Origin of the sequence: Streptomyces aculeolatus, from assembly GCF_020400605.1 — a bacterium.
In the GTDB taxonomy this organism is placed as follows: Bacteria; Actinomycetota; Actinomycetes; order Streptomycetales; family Streptomycetaceae; genus Streptomyces; species Streptomyces aculeolatus.
This window is the reverse complement of the sequence record NZ_JAINRD010000020.1, coordinates 153601-172106: the sequence shown is the minus strand read 5'-3', so window position 1 is coordinate 172106 and position 18506 is coordinate 153601. Positions and strand designations below refer to the sequence as shown.

The 18506-nt window shown below is 74.0% G+C and carries 16 protein-coding genes; 9 read left to right on the top strand and 7 right to left on the bottom strand.

Features of this window, described 5'->3' with window-relative positions:
• Positions 1-306: a hypothetical protein gene (locus LG396_RS28285; RefSeq protein WP_018834040.1), complete on the bottom strand. Its 306-nt coding sequence runs from the start codon at positions 304-306 to the stop codon at positions 1-3.
• Positions 307-421: 115 nt separating this feature from the next.
• Entirely contained in the window at positions 422-2605 is a 2184-nt protein-coding gene (locus LG396_RS28280) for an immune inhibitor A domain-containing protein (RefSeq protein WP_225796944.1), read from the bottom strand.
• Between the two features lie 537 nt (positions 2606-3142).
• Here LG396_RS28280 and LG396_RS28275 point away from each other — a divergent pair.
• Entirely contained in the window at positions 3143-3430 is a 288-nt protein-coding gene (locus tag LG396_RS28275) for a hypothetical protein (protein ID WP_026277039.1), read from the top strand.
• A gap of 129 nt (positions 3431-3559) precedes the next feature.
• Here LG396_RS28275 and LG396_RS28270 read toward each other — a convergent pair whose 3' ends face one another.
• Both LG396_RS28270 and LG396_RS28265 read right to left on the bottom strand, forming a co-directional pair.
• The gene (locus LG396_RS28270; protein ID WP_225796930.1) at positions 3560-4768 is read right to left on the bottom strand and encodes an RDD family protein; all 1209 of its coding nucleotides are present in this window, start codon (positions 4766-4768) and stop codon (positions 3560-3562) included.
• Positions 4769-4823: 55 nt separating this feature from the next.
• Positions 4824-6635, bottom strand: a complete 1812-nt coding sequence (locus LG396_RS28265; protein ID WP_225796929.1) for an RDD family protein — start codon at positions 6633-6635, stop codon at positions 4824-4826.
• A 184-nt stretch (positions 6636-6819) separates the two neighbouring features.
• On the opposite strand from LG396_RS28265, the gene LG396_RS28260 reads away from it, so the two are divergent.
• Entirely contained in the window at positions 6820-7290 is a 471-nt protein-coding gene (locus LG396_RS28260) for an SsgA family sporulation/cell division regulator (RefSeq protein WP_225796928.1), read from the top strand.
• Positions 7291-7362: 72 nt separating this feature from the next.
• Here LG396_RS28260 and LG396_RS28255 read toward each other — a convergent pair whose 3' ends face one another.
• Positions 7363-8406, bottom strand: coding sequence for a GlxA family transcriptional regulator (locus tag LG396_RS28255; RefSeq protein ID WP_225796927.1), 1044 nt, complete (start codon positions 8404-8406; stop codon positions 7363-7365).
• 309 nt (positions 8407-8715) lie between these two features.
• Between LG396_RS28255 and LG396_RS28250 the strand changes: the two genes are divergently transcribed.
• From LG396_RS28250 to LG396_RS28235, 4 genes are all read left to right on the top strand, one after another.
• Positions 8716-9375, top strand: coding sequence for an IclR family transcriptional regulator (locus tag LG396_RS28250; protein ID WP_018834033.1), 660 nt, complete (start codon positions 8716-8718; stop codon positions 9373-9375).
• Positions 9376-9667: 292 nt separating this feature from the next.
• Positions 9668-10420 (top strand): S16 family serine protease, encoded by a 753-nt coding sequence (locus LG396_RS28245; protein WP_225796943.1) that lies wholly within the window; start codon positions 9668-9670, stop codon positions 10418-10420.
• 58 nt (positions 10421-10478) lie between these two features.
• Positions 10479-11774 carry a serine--tRNA ligase gene (gene serS, locus LG396_RS28240; protein ID WP_225796926.1) on the top strand — a complete coding sequence of 432 codons (1296 nt, stop codon included), beginning with the start codon at positions 10479-10481 and terminating at the stop codon, positions 11772-11774.
• Between the two features lie 72 nt (positions 11775-11846).
• Positions 11847-12359: an FBP domain-containing protein gene (locus LG396_RS28235; protein WP_100303057.1), complete on the top strand. Its 513-nt coding sequence runs from the start codon at positions 11847-11849 to the stop codon at positions 12357-12359.
• Here the strand turns inward: LG396_RS28235 and LG396_RS28230 are convergent.
• Complete coding sequence (locus LG396_RS28230; RefSeq protein ID WP_225796925.1) at positions 12337-12873, bottom strand: Lrp/AsnC family transcriptional regulator; 537 nt, start codon at positions 12871-12873, stop codon at positions 12337-12339. The genes LG396_RS28235 and LG396_RS28230 overlap by 23 nt on opposite strands.
• A 125-nt stretch (positions 12874-12998) precedes the next feature.
• Here LG396_RS28230 and hppD point away from each other — a divergent pair, with 125 nt between their 5' ends.
• From hppD to LG396_RS28215, 3 genes are all read left to right on the top strand, one after another.
• Entirely contained in the window at positions 12999-14144 is a 1146-nt protein-coding gene (gene hppD / locus LG396_RS28225) for a 4-hydroxyphenylpyruvate dioxygenase (RefSeq protein ID WP_018851336.1), read from the top strand.
• Positions 14145-14238: 94 nt separating this feature from the next.
• A complete protein-coding gene (locus LG396_RS28220; RefSeq protein WP_225796924.1) occupies positions 14239-16431 on the top strand; it encodes an acyltransferase family protein in 2193 nt (730 codons plus the stop codon).
• A 66-nt stretch (positions 16432-16497) separates the two neighbouring features.
• Positions 16498-17916 carry an FAD-binding oxidoreductase gene (locus LG396_RS28215; protein WP_225796923.1) on the top strand — a complete coding sequence of 473 codons (1419 nt, stop codon included), beginning with the start codon at positions 16498-16500 and terminating at the stop codon, positions 17914-17916.
• Here the strand turns inward: LG396_RS28215 and LG396_RS28210 are convergent.
• Positions 17891-18349 carry an ATP-binding protein gene (locus LG396_RS28210; RefSeq protein WP_225796922.1) on the bottom strand — a complete coding sequence of 153 codons (459 nt, stop codon included), beginning with the start codon at positions 18347-18349 and terminating at the stop codon, positions 17891-17893. The genes LG396_RS28215 and LG396_RS28210 overlap by 26 nt on opposite strands.
• Positions 18350-18506: the final 157 nt, after the last annotated feature.

Genomic DNA, 18506 nt, shown 5'->3' with positions numbered 1-18506 from the left:
CTACGTCGCCAGACGGAACAGTGCCGCTATCGGGTGCCAGGACTCCGTGTCGTCGTCGAGTGAGCCGCGCCAGACCAGGCCGTCCGGATGGCACAGCACCGCGGTCACCTCGTCGGGGGTGGGCGGGTGCGCGTTGCCGCGGAGGTAGACCGAGCGCAGCCCGAGGTTGCGCAGCCGCGTCAGCGCCCTGGCGCGGTTCGCGGCGTGGACGAGGACGCGTATCCGCCGGCCCTCCACGGGGGCCGGCAGGGAGACGGCGACGACCATGCTGCCGTCCGGCAGCTTGGTGAATCCTCCTCCGCCCATGGCGCTCCTCGCGTGGTCGTCCCTCGGTCGAACTGCTCACGCCATCTTTACGCGATCGGCCGCCGCCCCGCCAGGGGCAGCGGCCGATACGCCTTTGACCTGCTGTTTTACAAAATCACCGCCCGGAAGGCGCTACCTGGATTGTCATGGTCCGGCCATGACTGGGCTCCTGGACGATGGAGATCCTCGTGTTGGTGTCGGGCACCTGCACGCTCCCGCCCGGGTTCCCTTCGTACCAGTACGTCCCCTTGCGGTCGTCGAAGACCCAGGCGCCCTTCTTCGACGTGATCTTCGTCGGCTTCCCGTCCTTGTGCAGGGTGAAGCCGTCGGTCCGCTGGGTGCTGAAGGTGGAGTCGTACGCCTGGATGCGGTTGCGCATCACCGAGCCGTCCGCCCACTTCTCCGGCTTCGCGTGCGCGTCGACCGGCAGCACCAGGCCCTCGCCGGGGTGCACGCTGGTGTTGTTGTCCAGCTGCGAGGTGTCCCACAGCCACACGGCCAGGCCGTTCTGGTACGGGAAGTGCTCGACCCAGTCCGGCTTGTCGGTCGTCCAGCCGAAGTTGTACGGACCGGTCTTGAGCGTCTTGTCGTACGACACGTACTGCCGGTTCTCGGCGATGTAGTACTGCGGGTAGTCCTTGGTGAAGGACTCCTCGACGCGCGAGAAGCCGTCCGCCGTCCAGCCCGCGTCGTCGCCCTCGGCGCCGTCCGCGAAGACCTCCTCGCCGTCCGCCGTGATCGTCAACGCGTCGGCGGCGAAGCCCTTCTGCGCCACCCCGCCGTCGGTCTGGTAGCGGAAGCGGAGCTGGACCTCCTGGCCCGCGTAGGCGTCGAGGGAGTACTCCAGGTCGCGGAACTCGCCGGAGACGCCGGTCAGGGCCGGCCGGTCGCCGCCGTCGCGCGGGATCTGCGCGCCGTTCGCGGTGCCGTCGAGCGGGGTGAAGCTGGCGCCGCCGTCCGTGGAGACCTCGGCGTAGAGGAAGTCGTAGTTCTCCTCGATGTCCCACCAGCCCGCGAGGCCCAGCGAGGCGCTGGACCTGCCGGTCAGGTCGACCGTCCGGGTCAGGGAGTTGGACAGGTCGTCGCCCATGCCGCTCCACCACTGCTTGGTGCCCTCGGCGGGCTTGGTGATGGTGGTGGTGACGGCCTTCTCCGGCAGCTCGACGACGAGCGCCTGCGGCTTGCCGTCCTTCTGCTCCTCGGCGCGGCCGAGCGTGTGCTTCGAGCGCGTCGCCGCCTTGGCCGTGTCGTAGTCCAGCCAGCCGAGTTGCAGCTTGTCCCAGGCGGTCATGTCGCCGGGCAGGTCGCCGATGGCGTCCTTGCCGCGGCCCAGCCACGAGCCGGAGGACATGAGGGACCAGAAGGCGGTGGAGTTCTCGCCGCCCGCGGTGTCGTACAGGTCGGGCAGGCCGAGGTCGTGGCCGTACTCGTGGGCGAAGACGCCGAGTCCGCCGTTCTCCGGCTGGACGGTGTAGTCGCCGACCCACACGCCGGTGTCGCCGATCTGGGCACCCCCGGCCTTGTTCTCACCGGGTCCTGTGCTGCCCGCGTCGGTGCCGTAGGCGTACCAGCGGTGCGCCCAGATGGCGTCCTCGCCCTGGACGCCGCCGCCCGCGGACTCGTCCTCGCCCGCGTGCACGAGCTGGAAGTGGTCGATGTAGCCGTCGGGCTCGTCGAAGTTGCCGTCGCCGTCGAAGTCGTAGCGGTCCCAGGCGTCGTACTCGGCGAGCTGGGCCTTGATCTCGGCGTCGGTCTTCCCGGCGGCCTTCTGGTCCTCGGCCCACTTGGCGGTCGCGTCGCGCACCAGGTCCCAGACGGAGGCGCAGGTGGAGTCGCCGCAGTAGTTGGAGCCGTAGCGGGCCTCGTTCCACTTCACCGAGACCCAGTCGCTGACCTCGCCGTCCACCGTGTACTTGCCGGAGGACTGCTTCTCGTAGTACTTCGCCACGGACTGCTTGTCCGCGTCCTTGGAGAAGTAGAGGTCCTGGTAGTGCTGCCTGTCGAAGTCGGCCTTCCAGTCGGTGGAGTTGTCCACCTCCCGGTCCGGCTCGGCTATCCGGTTGTGCGCGGGGCCCGCGTCGCCGCCGTACTTCACGACGGGCGGCTCGGGGCCGTCGGGACCGTCCGGGTCGTACATCGTCTCGTTGTCGACGTCGTCACCGAACTCGACCAGCACGGTGAAGATCTTGTCGGTCTTCGTCCCCCGGCCCAGCTCGGCGTACTTGCCGTCGTCGAGCTTGACGACGGTCCCGCCGTCCTTCTTCGCCCGGGGCTGCGCCTGCTTCTCGCCGGACAGCAACTGCTGGAGCGCCGCCTGCTCGCGCGCGTCCTGCTCCTTGCTGAACGGGCCGTCGAGGTCGTGCTCCTGGTGCTTCGGCGCCCGCGCCGGATCGCGGCGCTCAAGCTGGGCACCACCGTCGCCGGGGTCGGCGGCCGCCTGCCCCAGAGGCAGCAGAGCCGCGCCGAGTGCGGCTGCAACCGCCGTGGTGACGGCAGTTTTTGACAACTTTCTTTGCCTGCTCTTCACGTTTGAGCTGTCCCTCCCGCGTCGCCGCACGAATAGGTGTGCCTGCATTCGACCGGAGTGAACAGAGAAATGACAGTCTTGACTTGGACACTTCAGAGGGCTACGGGGTCGGAGCCCCTGGTGACGCCGATGCTCGCCCCGCCATGACCCCGTGCGCCCCCTCGTGCACCCCCCCAGTGGGTAAGGTCACGCTTACTTGCAGTCCGGGTTGGGCAACGGCTTGGGTAGTGGGGGGCGGCTGCACGCACGGGGCCGCCCTTCGGCACGTTCACCCGTCCGTACCGATGCTGAGCCCACCAGGGGGCCGCCATGCCGCGTCCGACTCTCTCCCAAATCCTCTACGGGTCGGCCACAGTCATCGCCTCGGCCGCAGCCATGCTGCTGCTCTCGCAGGCAGGCGCAGCCATCGCCCTCGTGGCGATCTGCGTCACCGCCCTGGCGCTCGGGGTGCTCGTCGCACTGACCGCTCCCGTACCGCGCTCCCGCCGCGCTCCCGCCTTACGGGCGGACCAGCCGGTCGTGGTGGCGCGGTCGGAAGGTGTCGCCGCACCCGCGGCGGACCGGCGGCCGGTCGGCGCGCAGTCCGCGCCGCACTGAGACGGCACGGGGGCACCCGCGAGGGTGCCCACGGGGGACGGCCGAGGCCCAACCGAACAGGAAGCGGTCGGCGACCAGTTGGTCGCCGGCCGCTTCGGTGTGCCGGTCCCGGCGGGCGCCCGGGCGGCGCTACGGCGTGAAGCGCTGGCCCTCCGTGGAGACCACGACGGTCTTGGCCGCCTTGTCGTGCACGCACTGCCGGTACGGCCTGTCCCAGGTGCAGGAGAGCACGTTGTAGAGCCAGAACAGGGTGCCGATGCACGGCACGATCCCCGGCAGCGAGTAGACGGCGGCGCGGATCCAGCCGGGACCGCCGGCGGGCACCGCGCCGTTCTCCAGCATGCCGACGCGGATGCTCATGAGCATCTTGCCCACGGTCTGGCCGCTGCGGGTGAGCATCAGGCCCTCGTACACGAGGTAGGCGAGGATGCCGAAGATGCCCCAGCCGTACTGGGAGCCGGTGTTGTCGGTGTCGGCGAAGTCGTCGATCTGGCCGATGAGGGTGAGGAAGAGCGACACCGGGATGTACACGATCAGGGCGTCGATGATGCGCGCCAGCAGCCGGCGGCCGAGGCCGCCGAGCGGCGGCATCCCGGCGAGCCGCGGATCGGGCGCGCCGTAGGGGGCGCCGCCGTGGCCGGGAGAGCCGGGGTGGCCCCCGGGGCCGCCGTAGCCGGGCTGGCCGGTGCCGTACGACGGCGGGGGCGGGGGCATGGCGCCGGGCGGCTGGTCGTACGGGGAGCCGGCGCCGGGGGGCGGGGCGCCGCCGTAGTCGGGTCCGGCACCGGAGCCCGGGGGCGGAGCGCCGCCGGGACCGGACGACGTGGCGTCCGGACCCGTGGGCGGGGTGGCCCCGGGACCCGACCACGACGTGGCGTCAGGTCCGGTGGGCGGCGTGGTGCCGGGGCCCTCGGAGGGCGTGGCATCGGGGCCGGTGGGAGGCGTGGTGCCCGGGCCGGACGACGACGTGGCGTCCGGGCCCGTGGGCGGGGCCGGGCCGGAGCCGGAGCCGGATCCGGTGCCGTACGACGGGAGGCCGCCGCCCTCGGGCCCTCCGCTCCCCTGCGCCGGGGCGCCGCTCCCGTCCGCCGGCCCGGGTGCGGGCGGCGGGGGTGGCGGCCCCGGCCTCTCCGACCTCGCCGGGCCGCCCACCGGCCGCGTCGTGCCGCTGCCCTCGGCCGGTGCCCCGTGCGTCTCCTGTGCCCCGTGCCCGTCACCCGGCGGGGGTTCCCCCTCCGGGTGCTGCGTGCCGCCGGCGGGTGCGCCGTTCTGCGGCTGCTGCGAGCGCGTGGGCTTCCTGCGGTGCGGGTCGGCGCCCTCGCCGTGGTCGGAGCTCATGCACCGAGTCGACCCCGGGCGCCACCGCCCCGCATCCCGGGCGGGGCCGAACGGCTCAGCCGCGCGCCACGTACGTGCGCCCCGCCTTGTCGTGCCAGCACTGCCGCCACGGCTTGTCGAAGGCGCACCAGACGACGTTCAGCAGCCCGATCAGCGGCAGCAGCAGGAACACCGCGTACGTCAGCCACCGCCGCAGCGCCGAGCCGGTCGCCGGCGGGTCCTGCGACTCGATGTCCAGCACCCGCACGCCGAAGAGCCGCTTGCCGGGCGTACGGCCCCACTTCGCGGTCGGCAGCGCCTCCACGACCAGGCCGAGGACGAGGAAGAGGCCGAGGACGAGGGCGAGATACGGGCCCGTGGTGCCGTCGATGAGCCAGACCGTGACGGTCTTGCCGGACTCCTCGGCGGCGTCGATCTTGCCCTGTACGTGGTCCACGGACTTGCTCACCAGCGGCACCGCGACCGCGGCGACGACGCCGCCGACCAGCAGCGCGTCCACGAACCGGGCGCCGAGCCTGCGGCCGAGCCCGGCGGGCGGCGCGGTGCCCTGCGCGGCGCTGAGGAAGGGGTCACTGGCCGGCGGGCGCCACGGCACGACGGGCGGCTCCCCCGTGCCGGCCCCGGCGCCGCCGCCCTGCGGCAGCTCGGCGCGGGCGGCGGCCCGCTCGGGGAACTGCCCGGCGGGCCGCTGCTGCGGCACGGCGGGCGGGGCCGTGCGCGCGGCCGGGGTCAGCGGCGGCGCGGAGTGGCCGCCGCCCTGCGGCGCGAGCTGCGGCGGCGCGGGGCGGGGCTGCGGCAGTTCGGGCGTCGTCGGCGTCGGGGACACCGGTACGTCGGGGGTCGTCGGCGCGGGCTGCGCCCGCGGCACGTCGGGGGTGGTCGGCGCGGGGAGCGCGTTCGGCACGTCGGGCGCGGTCGGCGACGGCGCGTAGCCACCCGCGGCCTGCCGCGGATCCACGGCCCCGGACGCGGCACCCGCACCGGCTCCGAAGCCGGACCCGGATTCGGCGCCCGCCCCGGACTGCGGTCCGGACCCGCCCGCGGCCTCCGGCTCGCGCGTCTCCTCCGGCGTCCCGGGCGCCGGTACGGGCGCGGGCCCCGCCAGCCGCCGTACCTGCTCGCCCCACGAGCCGCCGCCGACGCGCGGGTCGCGGCCGAGCAGCCCGCCCGGCCGGTCCTGCTCGTACGCACCGGGCGCGGCCTGTCCGCCCTCCTGCCCGGCGCCGCCGCCCGCGGCGCCGGCGTCGGCGTCATCCGCGTGCCGCGCGCCCGGCAGCCGGGACTCCTCCCCGGCGCCGCCCGGCTCCGGCGCGCCGCCGCCCAGCTCGGCCGGCACCGTGAGCGCCGGCGGGTCCTGCGCCTCCCGCGCGCCCCAGGCGACGCGGTTGTCGGCCCGTTCTGCGACGTCCACGACGTCGACCGCCTGCCACGCGCCCTGCGCGTCCGCCGGCTCCTCGGCGGACGCCGCCGCCTCGGCCGCGTCCCGTACGTCGTCGGCGTCGCCGCTCCCGCGCGCGTGCCGCCCGCGGGAGGGGAGCGGGGCGTCCTGCGGCTCCTCCTCGTCGAGGAACACCGGGCCGGTCTCGCTCAGGGACGGGCCGGACGCGGCGGGCACGGCGTCCGCGGGGCTCTCCGCGCGCTGCGGGCTCTCCGTGCTCTCCGGGCCGCCCGTGCCCGCGTCCGCCGCGGGGCCGGACTCCTGCCCGTCGGCGGCCGCGGCCGCCTCCTCGCCCTCGTGCGCGCGGCGGCTGGTGCCGGGAACCCACGCCGCACCGTTCCAGTACCGGACGTAGCCCGGGATGGAGGGGTCGGGGTAGTAACCGGGGCCGGGGATCCCGCCGCCGGAGGGTGGTGTCGGGGCGCTCATGGGGTCCACATCTACCAGAACCGGCGGACAGCCGGGTCCGCCTCACCCCCGTTCCGCCTTATGAGACTTGTCAAACGATCGGGGGAAGTCTGCGGAAGTCGCGTAAGAGCACCGCGGTTTGGCCCTCTCTCCCCGCGCAGGCCCGCCGGACCTGCGTGACGTTCGACAAGAGAGGAGCCACGCCATGCAGACAGTGGTGGAACGCGAACTGGAGCTGCGACTCGTGCTCTCGCCGGAGAGGAGTGTTCCGGTTCCGTCCAGGCTGACCTACAGGTCGTCCGACCCGTACGCCGTCCACATCGGCTTCCACATCGGCTCGGCGGCGCCGGTGAGATGGTCGTTCGCCCGCGAGCTGCTGGTGGAGGGGGTGTTCCGGCCGTGCGGGCACGGGGACGTGCGGGTGTGGCCGACGAAGTCCGCGTCGGGGAGCGTCGTCTGCCTGGCGCTGACGTCCTCCGACGGGGACGCGCTCATCGAGGCGCCGGCCCCCCAGGTCTCCGCCTGGCTGGAGCGCACGCTGCGGGCCGTGCCCCCGGGCTCGGAGATGACCCGGCTCGGGATCGACGAAGGGCTGGAGGAGCTGCTGGGGCCCGCGACGCGGGACGAGTTGTGGCTGAGCGACCCGTGGCCGTCGGACGAGTCCGGCGACACATGAGCGCCGGTACGCCCCGCTCCGCGCCCCCGCGCCGCACCGCGCGACCGCGCCGCGCCCCCGCGCCGCCGGCCGCTACGCCGCTGCCGGCAGCTGCCCCGGGCCGCGGAACGTGCCCCGGTACGCGGTCGGCGAGACGCCCAGCGCCGCGTGCATGTGCTGACGCAGCGACGCCGCCGTGCCGAACCCCGCGTCCGCCGCGACCCGGTCGACGCTGCGGTCCGTCTCCTCCAGCAGGTGCCGGGCCCGCTCGATGCGCTGCCGGGTGAGCCACTGCACCGGCGTCACGCCGGTCTCCTCACGGAACCGGCGGCTGAAGGTCCGTACGCTCATCGACTCCCGCGCCGCCAACTCCCGCAGCGCGATGGGCCGGTCGAGGTGCTCCAGCGCCCAGGCGCGGGCGCGGCCGGTGGTGGACAGCTCCGGCTCGGCCACCGGCCGCGGCACGTACTGCGCCTGCCCGCCGTCGCGGTGCGGGGGCACGACCGTGCGGCGGGCGACGTCGTTGGCGACGGCGGCGCCGTGGTCGGTGCGGATCATGTGCAGGCACAGGTCGATGCCGGCCGCCTCGCCCGCGGAGGTGAGGACGCCGCCGTCCTCGGTGTAGAGCACGTCGGGCTGGAGCCGCACGGCGGGGAAGCGGCGGCGGAACAGCTCGGCCGACTTCCAGTGCGTCGTGGCCCGGCGGCCGTCGAGCAGGCCCACGGCGGCGAGCACGAACGCGCCGGTGCAGACGGACGCAATGCGCGCGTCGGGCCGCACCCGCGCGAGGGCCGCCCGCAGCGCCTCCGACGGCTCACCCCACCCGGAGTTCCCGGCCGCGCCCTCGGCCGCGCTCTCGACTGCGTCAGCGGCGTGCGACGCGGGCACCACCACGGTCGAAGCGCCCGCCAGCGCCTCGGGGCCGTGCTCGACGAGCACCGGGAAGTCCGCGTCGGTACGCACCGGTCCTGGCCGCAGCGCGCAGGTGACGACCTCGTACAGCCGCCGCCCCCCGGCCTGCGCGGAGCCGAACATCTGGTGGACGAGGCCGAGTTCGAACGGCATCACGCCGTCCCGGACGAGGACGGCGACCCGGTGCGGTCCGGTGGCGGGGGGATTCACTTCGGAGCCGGTCATGGCACGATTCTTTCATGCGGGGTTAATCCGGCCATTCGAGGGCATTGCGCCGCGCGCAACGATCACGGAAAGCGACCGCCGTGGAAGATCCTGACCGGATTCTGGACGGGGTCTTCCGCTGAGCGGTGCCGCTCGCTAGGTTTCCGCACACCCCCGCCGAGCAGGCGGAGGCGGGGCTCCGAGATCCGCGGCAGAGCCGCCGCGGACACAAGCCGGTGCCACCTGCGGCTCCGGCGGCTCCAGGCGCGGGCGCTGCAAGGGACGGGTGCGCCGGCGCGGGAAGGGCCGCACATCACTTGAGGAGGCGGCGTGCCCGCAGAGACCTCCCAGACCCTCGACCGTGGACTCCGCGTGCTCAAGCTGCTCGCCGACACCGACCACGGCCTGACCGTCACCGAGCTGTCGCACAAGCTCGGCGTCAACCGCACCGTCGTCTACCGCCTGCTCGCCACCCTGGAACAGCACGCCCTCGTCCGCCGCGACCTCGGCGGCCGGGCGCGGGTCGGGCTCGGGGTGCTGCGGCTCGGCCGGCAGGTGCACCCCCTGGTGCGGGAGGCGGCGCTGCCGGCGCTGCGCTCGCTCGCCGAGGACGTCGGCGCGACGGCGCACCTGACGCTGGTCGACGGCAGCGAGGCGCTGGCCGTCGCGGTCGTCGAACCGAGCTGGACGGACTACCACGTCGCCTACCGCGCCGGCTTCCGGCACGCCCTGGACCAGGGCGCGGCGGGCCGGGCGATACTCAAGGGCCGCGGCCTCGGCCCGAGCGCATGCGAGACCGACGCGGAGCTGGCGCTGGCCCTGACCCACGGCGAGCTGGAGGCGGGCGCGAGCGGGGCGGCGGCGCCGCTGCTGGGGGTGTCGGGGATAGAGGGCAGCGTGGGCGTGGTGATGCTGCACGAGATCGTGCCGGGCGAGGTGGGCCCCCGGGTGGTCTCGGCGGCCAGGGAAGTCGCCCAGGCCCTGCGCTAGCCGCACGGCGCGGCGGGACCCGGGGACGGTCCGCGGCCGCGGACCGGTTGTCCGCGGTCACCCGCGGGACCGGCCGGCCGTGCGGATCGGCCGTGGCCGGCGAGCACGCGACCCGGACGTCTGCCCGGCGGCTTCGCCGCGGGCCGGCCGCGGCGCGGCGGAGCCGCCGCACGTACGACCGCGGACCCTCCCGTACGGACCGGGCCGCCCCTTCCGTACGGCCCCGGCCGCCCCCTCCCGTTCGGCCCGCCCGGCGGCGGCACCGTAGATTGGGGGCGTGCCACCTCGTCGTGTGACCCTCGCGCTCTGCGCCGCGCCCGTGGCCGGGCTGCTCGCCGCCGCGGCGTTCGCCCCGCTGCCGTTCTCGCTCGCCAAGCCCGGGATGACCGCCGACGTGCTCGGCGACCACCAGGGCAGCCCCGTCATCACCGTGTCCGGGGCCGAACAGCACCCCACCGACGGCGAGTTGCGGATGACGACGATCGCCGCGACCGGACCGGAGGTCGACCTGCGCCTCGCGGACATCGCCTCCGGCTGGTTCGCCACCGACGAGGCCGTGATGCCCAAGGACGCGGTGTACCCCGTGGGCGACTCCCGCAAGGAGATCCGCGAGTACAACGCGGGGCAGATGCGCGAGTCGCAGAACACCGCCGTCACCGCCGCCCTGGACCACCTCGGCCGCAAGCCCGGCAGCGTGGACGTCGAGCTGCGCCTCACCGACGTCGGCGGCCCCAGCGCCGGGCTGTTCTTCGCCCTGGGGATCGTCGACAAGCTCGGCCCCGACGACCTGACAGGCGGCAAGGTCATCGCGGGTACGGGCACGATCGCGCGGGACGGCACCGTCGGCCCGGTCGGCGGCGTGGCGCTCAAGACGCTGGCCGCGAAGCGCGACGGGGCGACGGTGTTCCTCGTGCCGAAGGCGGAGTGCTCGGACGCGGAGTCGGAGCTGCCGGAGGGGCTGCGGCTGGTGCCGGTGGAGAAGCTGTCGGACGCCGTGGCGTCGCTGAAGGCGCTGAAGTCGGGCGGCGACGTACCGGGTTGCTGACGTGCCGGGCCTTGCTACCGTCGGGGCCCGACGATCACATCCGAGGAGTACGGCACCGATGCATGATGCCCGCGTTCTGATCGAGATGGGTGACGGCGCCGTGCGCCGGCTCGCGCGCCGCGGCCACACCCTGGACATCTCCTCCCTGGAGAGCCTGCTGTCCCGTCGGAACAAGAGCGTCCGGTCCGGCGACGAGCTGCGCGCCGAGGCCAAGCGCCTGGCCCGGGAGGTGCAGCAGACCGCGAAGCAGGGCGGCGACATCGCGGCGCTGAAAGAGGCGGCCCGTACGGCCAAGGAGCAGATCCGCGAGACGGACGCGGAGCAGGCGAAGCTCCAGCAGGAGCTGCGGGAGCTGCTGCTGAGCATCCCGAACCTGCCCGCCGACGAGGCGCCCGACGGCGACTCGGAGGACGACGCCGTCGAGCAGCGCCGCGTCGGCGAGCCGCCGTCCTTCGACTTCGAGCCCCGGGACCACGTGGACCTCGGCGAGGCCATGGGCATCCTGGACTTCGGCCGGGCGACGAAGCTGTCCGGGCCGCGCTTCAGCGTCCTGCGGGGCGTCGGCGCGGCGCTGGAGCGGGCGCTCGCGGCCCTCTTCCTCGACCTGCACACCCGCCGCCACGGGTACGTGGAGCACTCGGTGCCCTTCCTGGTCACCCGCGGCACGATGACCGGCACGGGCCAGCTGCCGAAGTTCGAGGAGGACCTGTTCCGCACGGCCGTCGCGGACCGGGACCTGTTCCTGATCCCGACCGGCGAGGTCCCGCTGACCAACCTGTACGCGGACGAGATCATCCCGCCGGCCGAGCTGCCGCTCGCGCTGACGGCGCACACCCCCTGCTTCCGCTCGGAAGCCGGCTCCTACGGCCGGGACACCCGCGGCCTGATCCGCCAGCACCAGTTCGCGAAGGTGGAGTTGGTGCGCATCTGCGCACCGGACCGGGCGCGGGCCGAGATGGCGGAGATGGTCGGCCACGCCGAGGCCTGCCTCCGGGAGCTGGACCTCGCCTACCGGGTGGTCACGCTGGCGGCCGGCGACACCGGCTTCGCCGCGCGGCTGACCTGCGACCTGGAGGTGTGGCTGCCCGGCCAGGCCGCGTACCGGGAGGTCTCCTCGGTGTCCGACTTCGGCACCTTCCAGGGCCGCCGCGCCGGCATCCGCACCCGCGACGAGAACGGCAGGACGACCCCGGCCGCCACGGTCAACGGCTCCGGGCTGCCCATCGGCCGCGCCCTGGCCGCCGTCCTGGAGCAGCACCAGCAGGCCGACGGCTCCGTCCTGCTGCCCGGGTCCCTGGTGCCGTACCTCGGCTTCCGGCGGATCGCCGCGGACGGCACGCCCGCCGGGACCTGAGCACCGGCGGGGCGCGGGCGCCGGCCGGAAATCGAATGCGCTCCGTACGCGATCTCCGTAACGTCGTCCGGCGTGGAACCGATCGGTGAGAAACAGATCCGCGCGTCCTTCGTGAACAGCACGAAGGGCGATGCCGGCCGGCTCAGGCTGCCGCTCGACTTCGCCGCGCTGCCCTGGGCGGACCTCGACTTCCTCGGCTGGGTCGACCCCGGTGCGCCGCTGCGCGCCCACCTGATCGTCCCCCGCCCCGGCGGGCCGCTCGGGATCACCCTGCGCGTGCCGGCGGCGGGCCGCGCCAGCGCGGTGCGGTCCCGGATGTGCCAGCTCTGCCTGACCGCGCACTCCGCCTCCGGCGTGCGGCTGCTCGCCGCGCCGCTGGCGGGCGCGCGGGGGCGGCAGGGGAACACGGTCGGCGTGTACGTCTGCGCCGACCTGGCCTGCTCGCTCTACCTGCGCGGCAAGCGGCAGCCGAAGCTGCGTACCGTGCCGCAGGAGGAGTCGCTGACCGTGGCGGAGCGTGTCGCGCGCATGTGGGGGAACCTGGACGACTTCGTGGCGAAGGTCACCGCGCCGGCCGGTCCGTAGCCCCCTCGTCGCGGGCCCCGGGCGGCGGGGACGTCCCGGGCGGGCCGGGCGGGCCGCCTGCCGCCTGCCGGACGAGCGGCACGATCCGCAGCGGCACCGGGTTCTCCATCACGATCGCCGTCGACGCCCGCACGATGCCGTCGAACCCCACGACGAGGTCGATCACCCGCTGGAGGTCGGCGTTCGACCGCGCCACCAGCCGGCACAGCATGTCGCCGTGCCCCGTGATCGTGTGCAGCTCCAGCACCTCCGGCACGCGCGCCAGGTGGCTGCGTACGTCGTTGCCCTGGCCCTGCTTGATCTCCAGGGTGGCGAACGCGGTCACCGGGTAGCCCAGGGCCGCCGGGTCGACGTCCGGGCCGAAGCCGCGGATGACGCCGCCGGAGCGCAGCCGGTCGAGCCGGGCCTGCGTGGTGCCGCGGGCGACGCCGAGGCGGCGGCTGGCCTCCAGCACGCCTATGCGCGGCTCGTTCGCGAGCAGCTCCAGGAGCCGGCCGTCGAGCTGATCGATCATCTCGCACGCTCCTCGTTGGTCAGCTTGTACAGATAGCCCGACCATCCCGCCATATCACCGGTCAATGTGTCCAGCAATTTCGGCAACTATTGCACACCTTGCCAACCGGGGGGACCCTTTTGAGCATGACCGAGACCATTGATCAGCCCGCTCCGCAGATCCGGCAGGACGACCCCTTCCCGGTGCAGGGGATGGACGCCGTGGTGTTCGCGGTCGGCAACGCCAAACAGGCCGCCCACTACTACTCCACGGCGTTCGGCATGAAGCTGGTCGCGTACTCCGGACCGGAGAACGGCAGCCGCGAGACGGCCAGTTACGTGCTGGAGAACGGCTCCGCCCGTTTCGTCTTCACCTCCGTCGTCAAGGCCGTGAGCGACCGCGGCCGGTTCCTCGACGCGCACGTCGCCGAGCACGGCGACGGCGTGATCGACCTCGCCCTCCGGGTCCCCGACGCCCGCGCCGCGTACGCGCACGCCGTCGCGCAGGGCGCCACGGGCCTCGAGGAGCCGTACGAGCTGAAGGACGAGCACGGCACCGTGGTGCTCGCCGCCATCGCGACGTACGGCCAGACCCGCCACACCCTCGTCGAGCGCACCGGCTACGACGGCCCGTACCTGCCGGGCTTCGCCGCCGCCGAGCCGCTCGTCGCGCCGCCGGCGCGGCGGACGTTCCAGGCCGTCGACCACTGCGTGGGCAACGTCGAACTCGGCAAAATGGACGAGTGGGTGGCCTTCTACAACAAGGTCATGGGCTTCACGAACATGAAGGAGTTCGTGGGCGACGACATCGCCACCGAGTACTCCGCGCTCATGTCGAAGGTCGTCGCCGACGGCACGCTGAAGGTCAAGTTCCCGATCAACGAGCCGGCGCCGGGCAAGAAGAAGTCGCAGATCGACGAGTACCTGGAGTTCTACAACTCCCCCGGCGTGCAGCACATCGCGCTGGCCACCAACGACATCGTCGGCACGGTACGGACCATGCGCGCGGCCGGCGTCGCGTTCCTCGGCGTGCCGGACACGTACTACGACACCCTCGGCGAGTGGGTCGGCGACACCCGCGTACCGATCGACGAGCTGCGGGAGTTGAAGATCCTCGCCGACCGCGACGAGGACGGCTACCTGCTGCAGATCTTCACCAAGCCGGTGCAGGACCGGCCGACGGTCTTCTTCGAGATCATCGAGCGGCACGGCTCGATGGGCTTCGGAAAGGGCAACTTCAAGGCGCTGTTCGAGGCCATCGAGCGCGAACAGGACAAACGCGGCAACCTGTGACCTATGGGTAATTCCTGCCCGATCCCTGCCTGATCCCTGCCGGTTTCCCCACCCCGGCTTGGCCGTTCCGCGATGGGGATGATACGCAATTGTGATGCGTATCGAGCGGGAGCAGCAGGAGCCTGCACGGCAGGAGGGTGTCCGGCAGGACGCGCAGGACGAACGGCGCCGCCCGGCGTTCCGCCCCGACGTGGAGGGGCTCCGGGCGGTGGCGCTCGGCCTGGTCCTGCTCTACCACGCGGGCGTCCCCTGGTTCCCCGGCGGATACGTGGGCGTGGACGTCTTCTTCGTCGTCTCCGGGTTCCTCATCACCGGCCTGCTGCTGCGCGAGGCGGAGCGGCACGGCAAGGTCTCGCTGCTGCGCTTCTACGGCCGCCGGGCGCGCCGGCTGCTGCCCGCGGCGGCCGTCGTGGTGCTCGCCGTGTGCCTGGCGGCATGGCAGTGGATGCCGCCGCTGGAGCGCCGGAACGTCGCGGCCGACGCGGCAGGCGCCGCGCTGTACGTGACGAACTGGCAGCAGGCCGGCCGGGCGGTCGACTACTCGGCGGCGGACGCCGAGGCCAGCCCGCTCCAGCACTACTGGTCGCTGGCGGTGGAGGAGCAGTTCTACCTGGCGTGGCCGCTGCTGGTGCTGGCGGTGCTGTGGACGTTCCGGACCGCCCGCCGGGGCGCCGCCGCCCGCCGGGGTCCGCTGGCCCGCTTCGGGCCGGGTGCCCGCTTCGGGCTGCGGGCGCGCCTGGCGGTGGCGCTGGGGGCGCTGGCCGCGGTGTCGTTCGTGCACGCCGTGCGGCTGAGCGCCGAGGAGGGCGGGGTCGCGTACTTCTCGACGTTCACCCGCGGCTGGGAGCTGGCCGTCGGCGGGCTTCTCGCCCTGGTCCCCGCCGCCGCCTGGCGCCGCGCCCTGCCTGCCCCCCGCCCCGGCGCGCCCGCGGGCGGCGCCCTCACGGCCGGCGGGCTGGCCGCCGCAGGCCTGGCCGCCGCGGGGCTCGCGGCCGTCGCGTACGCCGGGCTGCGGTTCGACGACGCCACCCGCTTCCCGGGCCCGTGGGGCCTGCTGCCGGTGCTGGGCACGGCGGCCGTCATCGCCGCCGGCTGCGGGCTCGCCGCCCACCCCGTGGGCCGGCTGCTGTCCGTCCCGCCGCTGCGCTACGCGGGGCGGATCTCGTACTCCTGGTATCTGTGGCACTGGCCCGCGGTCGTCTTCGTGCCCCTCGCGCTGGACCGCGAGGTGCCCGTCCGCTGGATGCTCGTCGTGGTCGCCGCCGCCGCGCTGCCCGCGGCGCTCACGCACCGGCTCGTGGAGGAGCCCGTACGCCGCGCACGCGTCCTGCTCCCCACCCCCCGCGCCCTGGGCGTCGGCGCCGCCTGCACCGCGGTCACGGTGCTCGTCGCGGCCGGCTCCTGGATCTCCGCCCCGACGATCGCCCTCGCCTCCGCCGACCAGGCCCGCGGCGCCGCCGCCCTCACCGACGAGGAGCAGCCGCAGAAGTCCGCGAAGGCGCTGCGCCCGCTCCCGGAGAAGGCCACCGAAGACCGCGGCAAGGTCCACGACGACGGCTGCCTGGCCGGGCAGCAGGAGACGGAGTCGGGGGACTGCGCGTACGGGAACACGGGCGGCACCGACACCGTCGTGCTCTTCGGCGACTCGCACGCCATCCAGTACGCGCCCGCGCTCGAGAAGGTCACCGAGCGGCGCGGCCTGCGGCTGGTCACCCTGACGAAGTCGGCCTGCACCCCGGCGCAGGTCACGGTCTTCAACAACCAGCTCCAGCGCACGTACACCGAGTGCGACGAGTGGCGCGACCACGCCCTGGAGCGGATCGAGGCCGAGAGCCCCGACCTGATCATCACGGGCACGCAGGACGTCAAGACCGTCGTGGAGGACGGCAAGCGGCTGAGCGGCAAGGAGAGCGCGAAGGCGCACCAGAAGGGCTACGAGGAGACCATGGACGACCTCCTCGACACCGGCGCCACGGTCCTCACCCTCGCCGACAACCCGTACCCGCCCGAGGACATCCCGTCCTGCGTCTCGGGGGCGGTCCGGGATCTGGAGGACTGCGCGTTCTCGGAGGCGGACGGGTACGGGTACGAGCCGGTGAGCGCGCGGGCGAACGCGAAGTTCGACGAGGTCGGGCTCATCGACCCGAAGCCGGTGATGTGCAAGGACGGCACGTGCCCGGCGGTGATCGGGAACGTGATCGTGTACCGGAACGGGGCGCACATCACCGCGTCGTACATGGAGACGCTGACGGACTGGCTGGACGGCCAGCTGCCGCGGGTGACATGAGGCGGATGACGGCTGGTGGCGTGCGGCGGGGTTTCGCCGCGGGCGGAGTCGTTGCAGTCTGAAGGCATGAGCGATGAGGCCGTCAGGAGCGAAGGCGCCGGGAACGGCGTGGTCGGTAACGAGGCGGTGCAGGCGGCCCTCCTGGCGGGCCTGCCCGCCGCGGCGGTGCTGACGGACCCGGACGTCACCGCGTCGTACGCGGGCGACATGGCCGGCTTCTGCCCCTCGGGCACGCCCGCGGCGGTGGTGCTGCCGCAGACGGTCGAGCAGGTGCAGCACGTGATGCGTACGGCGACGGCGCTGCGCGTCCCCGTCGTCCCGCAGGGTGCCCGTACGGGCCTGTCGGGGGCGGCCAACGCGGACGACGGGGCGATCGTGCTGTCGTTCGTGAGGATGGACCGCATCGTGGAGATCGACCCGGTCAACCGGATCGCCGTCGTCGAACCCGGCGTCGTCAACGCCGCGCTGTCGCGCGCGGTCGCCGCCGAGGGCCTGTTCTACCCGCCGGACCCGTCGAGCTGGGAGACGTGCACGATCGGCGGCAACATCGGCACCGGCTCGGGCGGGCTGTGCTGCGTGAAGTACGGCGTCACCGCGGAGTACGTCCTCGGCCTCGACGTCGTACTCCCGGACGGCCGGCTGCTCACCACCGGCCGCCGCACGGCGAAGGGCGTCGCGGGCTACGACCTGACCCGGCTCTTCGTCGGCTCGGAGGGCAGCCTCGGCGCGGTGGTCGGCGCCACGCTGGCGCTCAAGCCGGCGCCGGGGCAGCAGTTGGCGCTGGCGGCGGAGTTCCCGTCGGCGGCGGCGGCGTGCGACGCGATCTGCCGGATCATGGCGGGCGGGCACGTGCCGTCGCTGCTGGAGCTGATGGACCGCACGACGGTACGGGCCGTCAACTCCCTGACGAGGATGGGCCTCCCGGAAAGCACGGAGGCCCTGCTCCTCGCCGCCTTCGACACCCCCGACCCGGCCGCCGACCTGGCGGCCCTGGGCGCCCTGTGCACCGCGGCGGGCGCCACGGAGGTCGTCCCGGCCGCGGACGCCGCGGAGTCGGAACTGCTCCTCGCCGCCCGCCGCGCGGCACTCCCGGCCCTGGAGGCCGTCAGCGGCACGACGATGATCGACGACGTCTGCGTCCCCCGCAGCCGCCTCGGCGCCTTCCTCGACGGCGTCGCCGAGATCGCCGCCGCGTACGACCTGACCATCGGCACCTGCGTGCACGCCGGCGACGGCAACACCCACCCCAACGTCTGCTTCGACCCGGCCGACCCGGACGAGTCGGCGCGGGCGCGCAAGTCGTTCGACGCGATCATGGCGCTGGGCCTGGAGCTGGGCGGCACGATCACCGGCGAGCACGGGGTGGGGCTGCTGAAGAAGGAGTGGCTGGCGAAGGAGCTGGGGCCGGTGGGTCTGGAGCTGCAGCGGGAGATCAAGGGGGTGTTCGACCCGCTGGGCATCATGAACCCGGGGAAGCTGTTCTGAGGTCGCGCCGGACGTCGGCCCAGACGGTCTTGACGGCGGGACCGGGCTGGAAGCACCCCCAGCGCTCGGCGAAGGCGGCGACGAGGACGAGCCCGCGTCCGTGGTCGGTGTCGGCGTTCACGGGCGCCGCGGCGGGGGCCGTGGGCACGGGGCGCTCGGGCCGGGCGTCGGAGACCTCGATCCGTACGACGTGCTCCTGCAGGAGCAGCCGCAGCCGGAAGTACCGTCCCCGATGCCGCCCGTGCACGGCCGCGTTGGCGGCCAGCTCGGCGGTCACGGCGGCGACGGCCTCGGCGGTGGGCGTGGCGCGGGGGATGCCCCAGTCGCCGAGCTGGTGCACGGCGAGGAGCCGGGCACGGCGGGCGCCGCGGGGGGTGGGGCTGAAGAGCGCGGAGAGGGTGGGGTGGGTGGGGTCGGCGGTTGGTGCGTGCATGGAGCCACGTTGGCGGGGGCGGGGAGAGGGGGTGTAGGGCGGCCGGTCGACAGGAGCGTTATGTACGAGAGGGGGCCTGCTTTGTACGAGCCGCTGCCCGGAACCCTTGGCGGGGTCGGTCGTTGGCCCGGGTAGCACGCGCGTACGAGAGACAGGG

Excerpts from the sequence above, each read along its gene's own strand:
- LG396_RS28285 (WP_018834040.1), bottom strand. The coding sequence starts at position 306 with ATGGGCGGAGGAGGATTCACCAAGCTGCCGGACGGCAGCATGGTCGTC.
- LG396_RS28275 (WP_026277039.1), top strand. The coding sequence starts at position 3,143 with ATGCCGCGTCCGACTCTCTCCCAAATCCTCTACGGGTCGGCCACAGTC.
- LG396_RS28270 (WP_225796930.1), bottom strand. The coding sequence starts at position 4,768 with ATGAGCTCCGACCACGGCGAGGGCGCCGACCCGCACCGCAGGAAGCCC.
- LG396_RS28265 (WP_225796929.1), bottom strand. The coding sequence starts at position 6,635 with ATGAGCGCCCCGACACCACCCTCCGGCGGCGGGATCCCCGGCCCCGGT.
- LG396_RS28260 (WP_225796928.1), top strand. The coding sequence starts at position 6,820 with ATGCAGACAGTGGTGGAACGCGAACTGGAGCTGCGACTCGTGCTCTCG.
- LG396_RS28255 (WP_225796927.1), bottom strand. The coding sequence starts at position 8,406 with ATGACCGGCTCCGAAGTGAATCCCCCCGCCACCGGACCGCACCGGGTC.
- serS (WP_225796926.1), top strand. The coding sequence starts at position 10,479 with ATGCATGATGCCCGCGTTCTGATCGAGATGGGTGACGGCGCCGTGCGC.
- LG396_RS28230 (WP_225796925.1), bottom strand. The coding sequence starts at position 12,873 with ATGATCGATCAGCTCGACGGCCGGCTCCTGGAGCTGCTCGCGAACGAG.
- hppD (WP_018851336.1), top strand. The coding sequence starts at position 12,999 with ATGACCGAGACCATTGATCAGCCCGCTCCGCAGATCCGGCAGGACGAC.
- LG396_RS28220 (WP_225796924.1), top strand. The coding sequence starts at position 14,239 with ATGCGTATCGAGCGGGAGCAGCAGGAGCCTGCACGGCAGGAGGGTGTC.
- LG396_RS28215 (WP_225796923.1), top strand. The coding sequence starts at position 16,498 with ATGAGCGATGAGGCCGTCAGGAGCGAAGGCGCCGGGAACGGCGTGGTC.
- LG396_RS28210 (WP_225796922.1), bottom strand. The coding sequence starts at position 18,349 with ATGCACGCACCAACCGCCGACCCCACCCACCCCACCCTCTCCGCGCTC.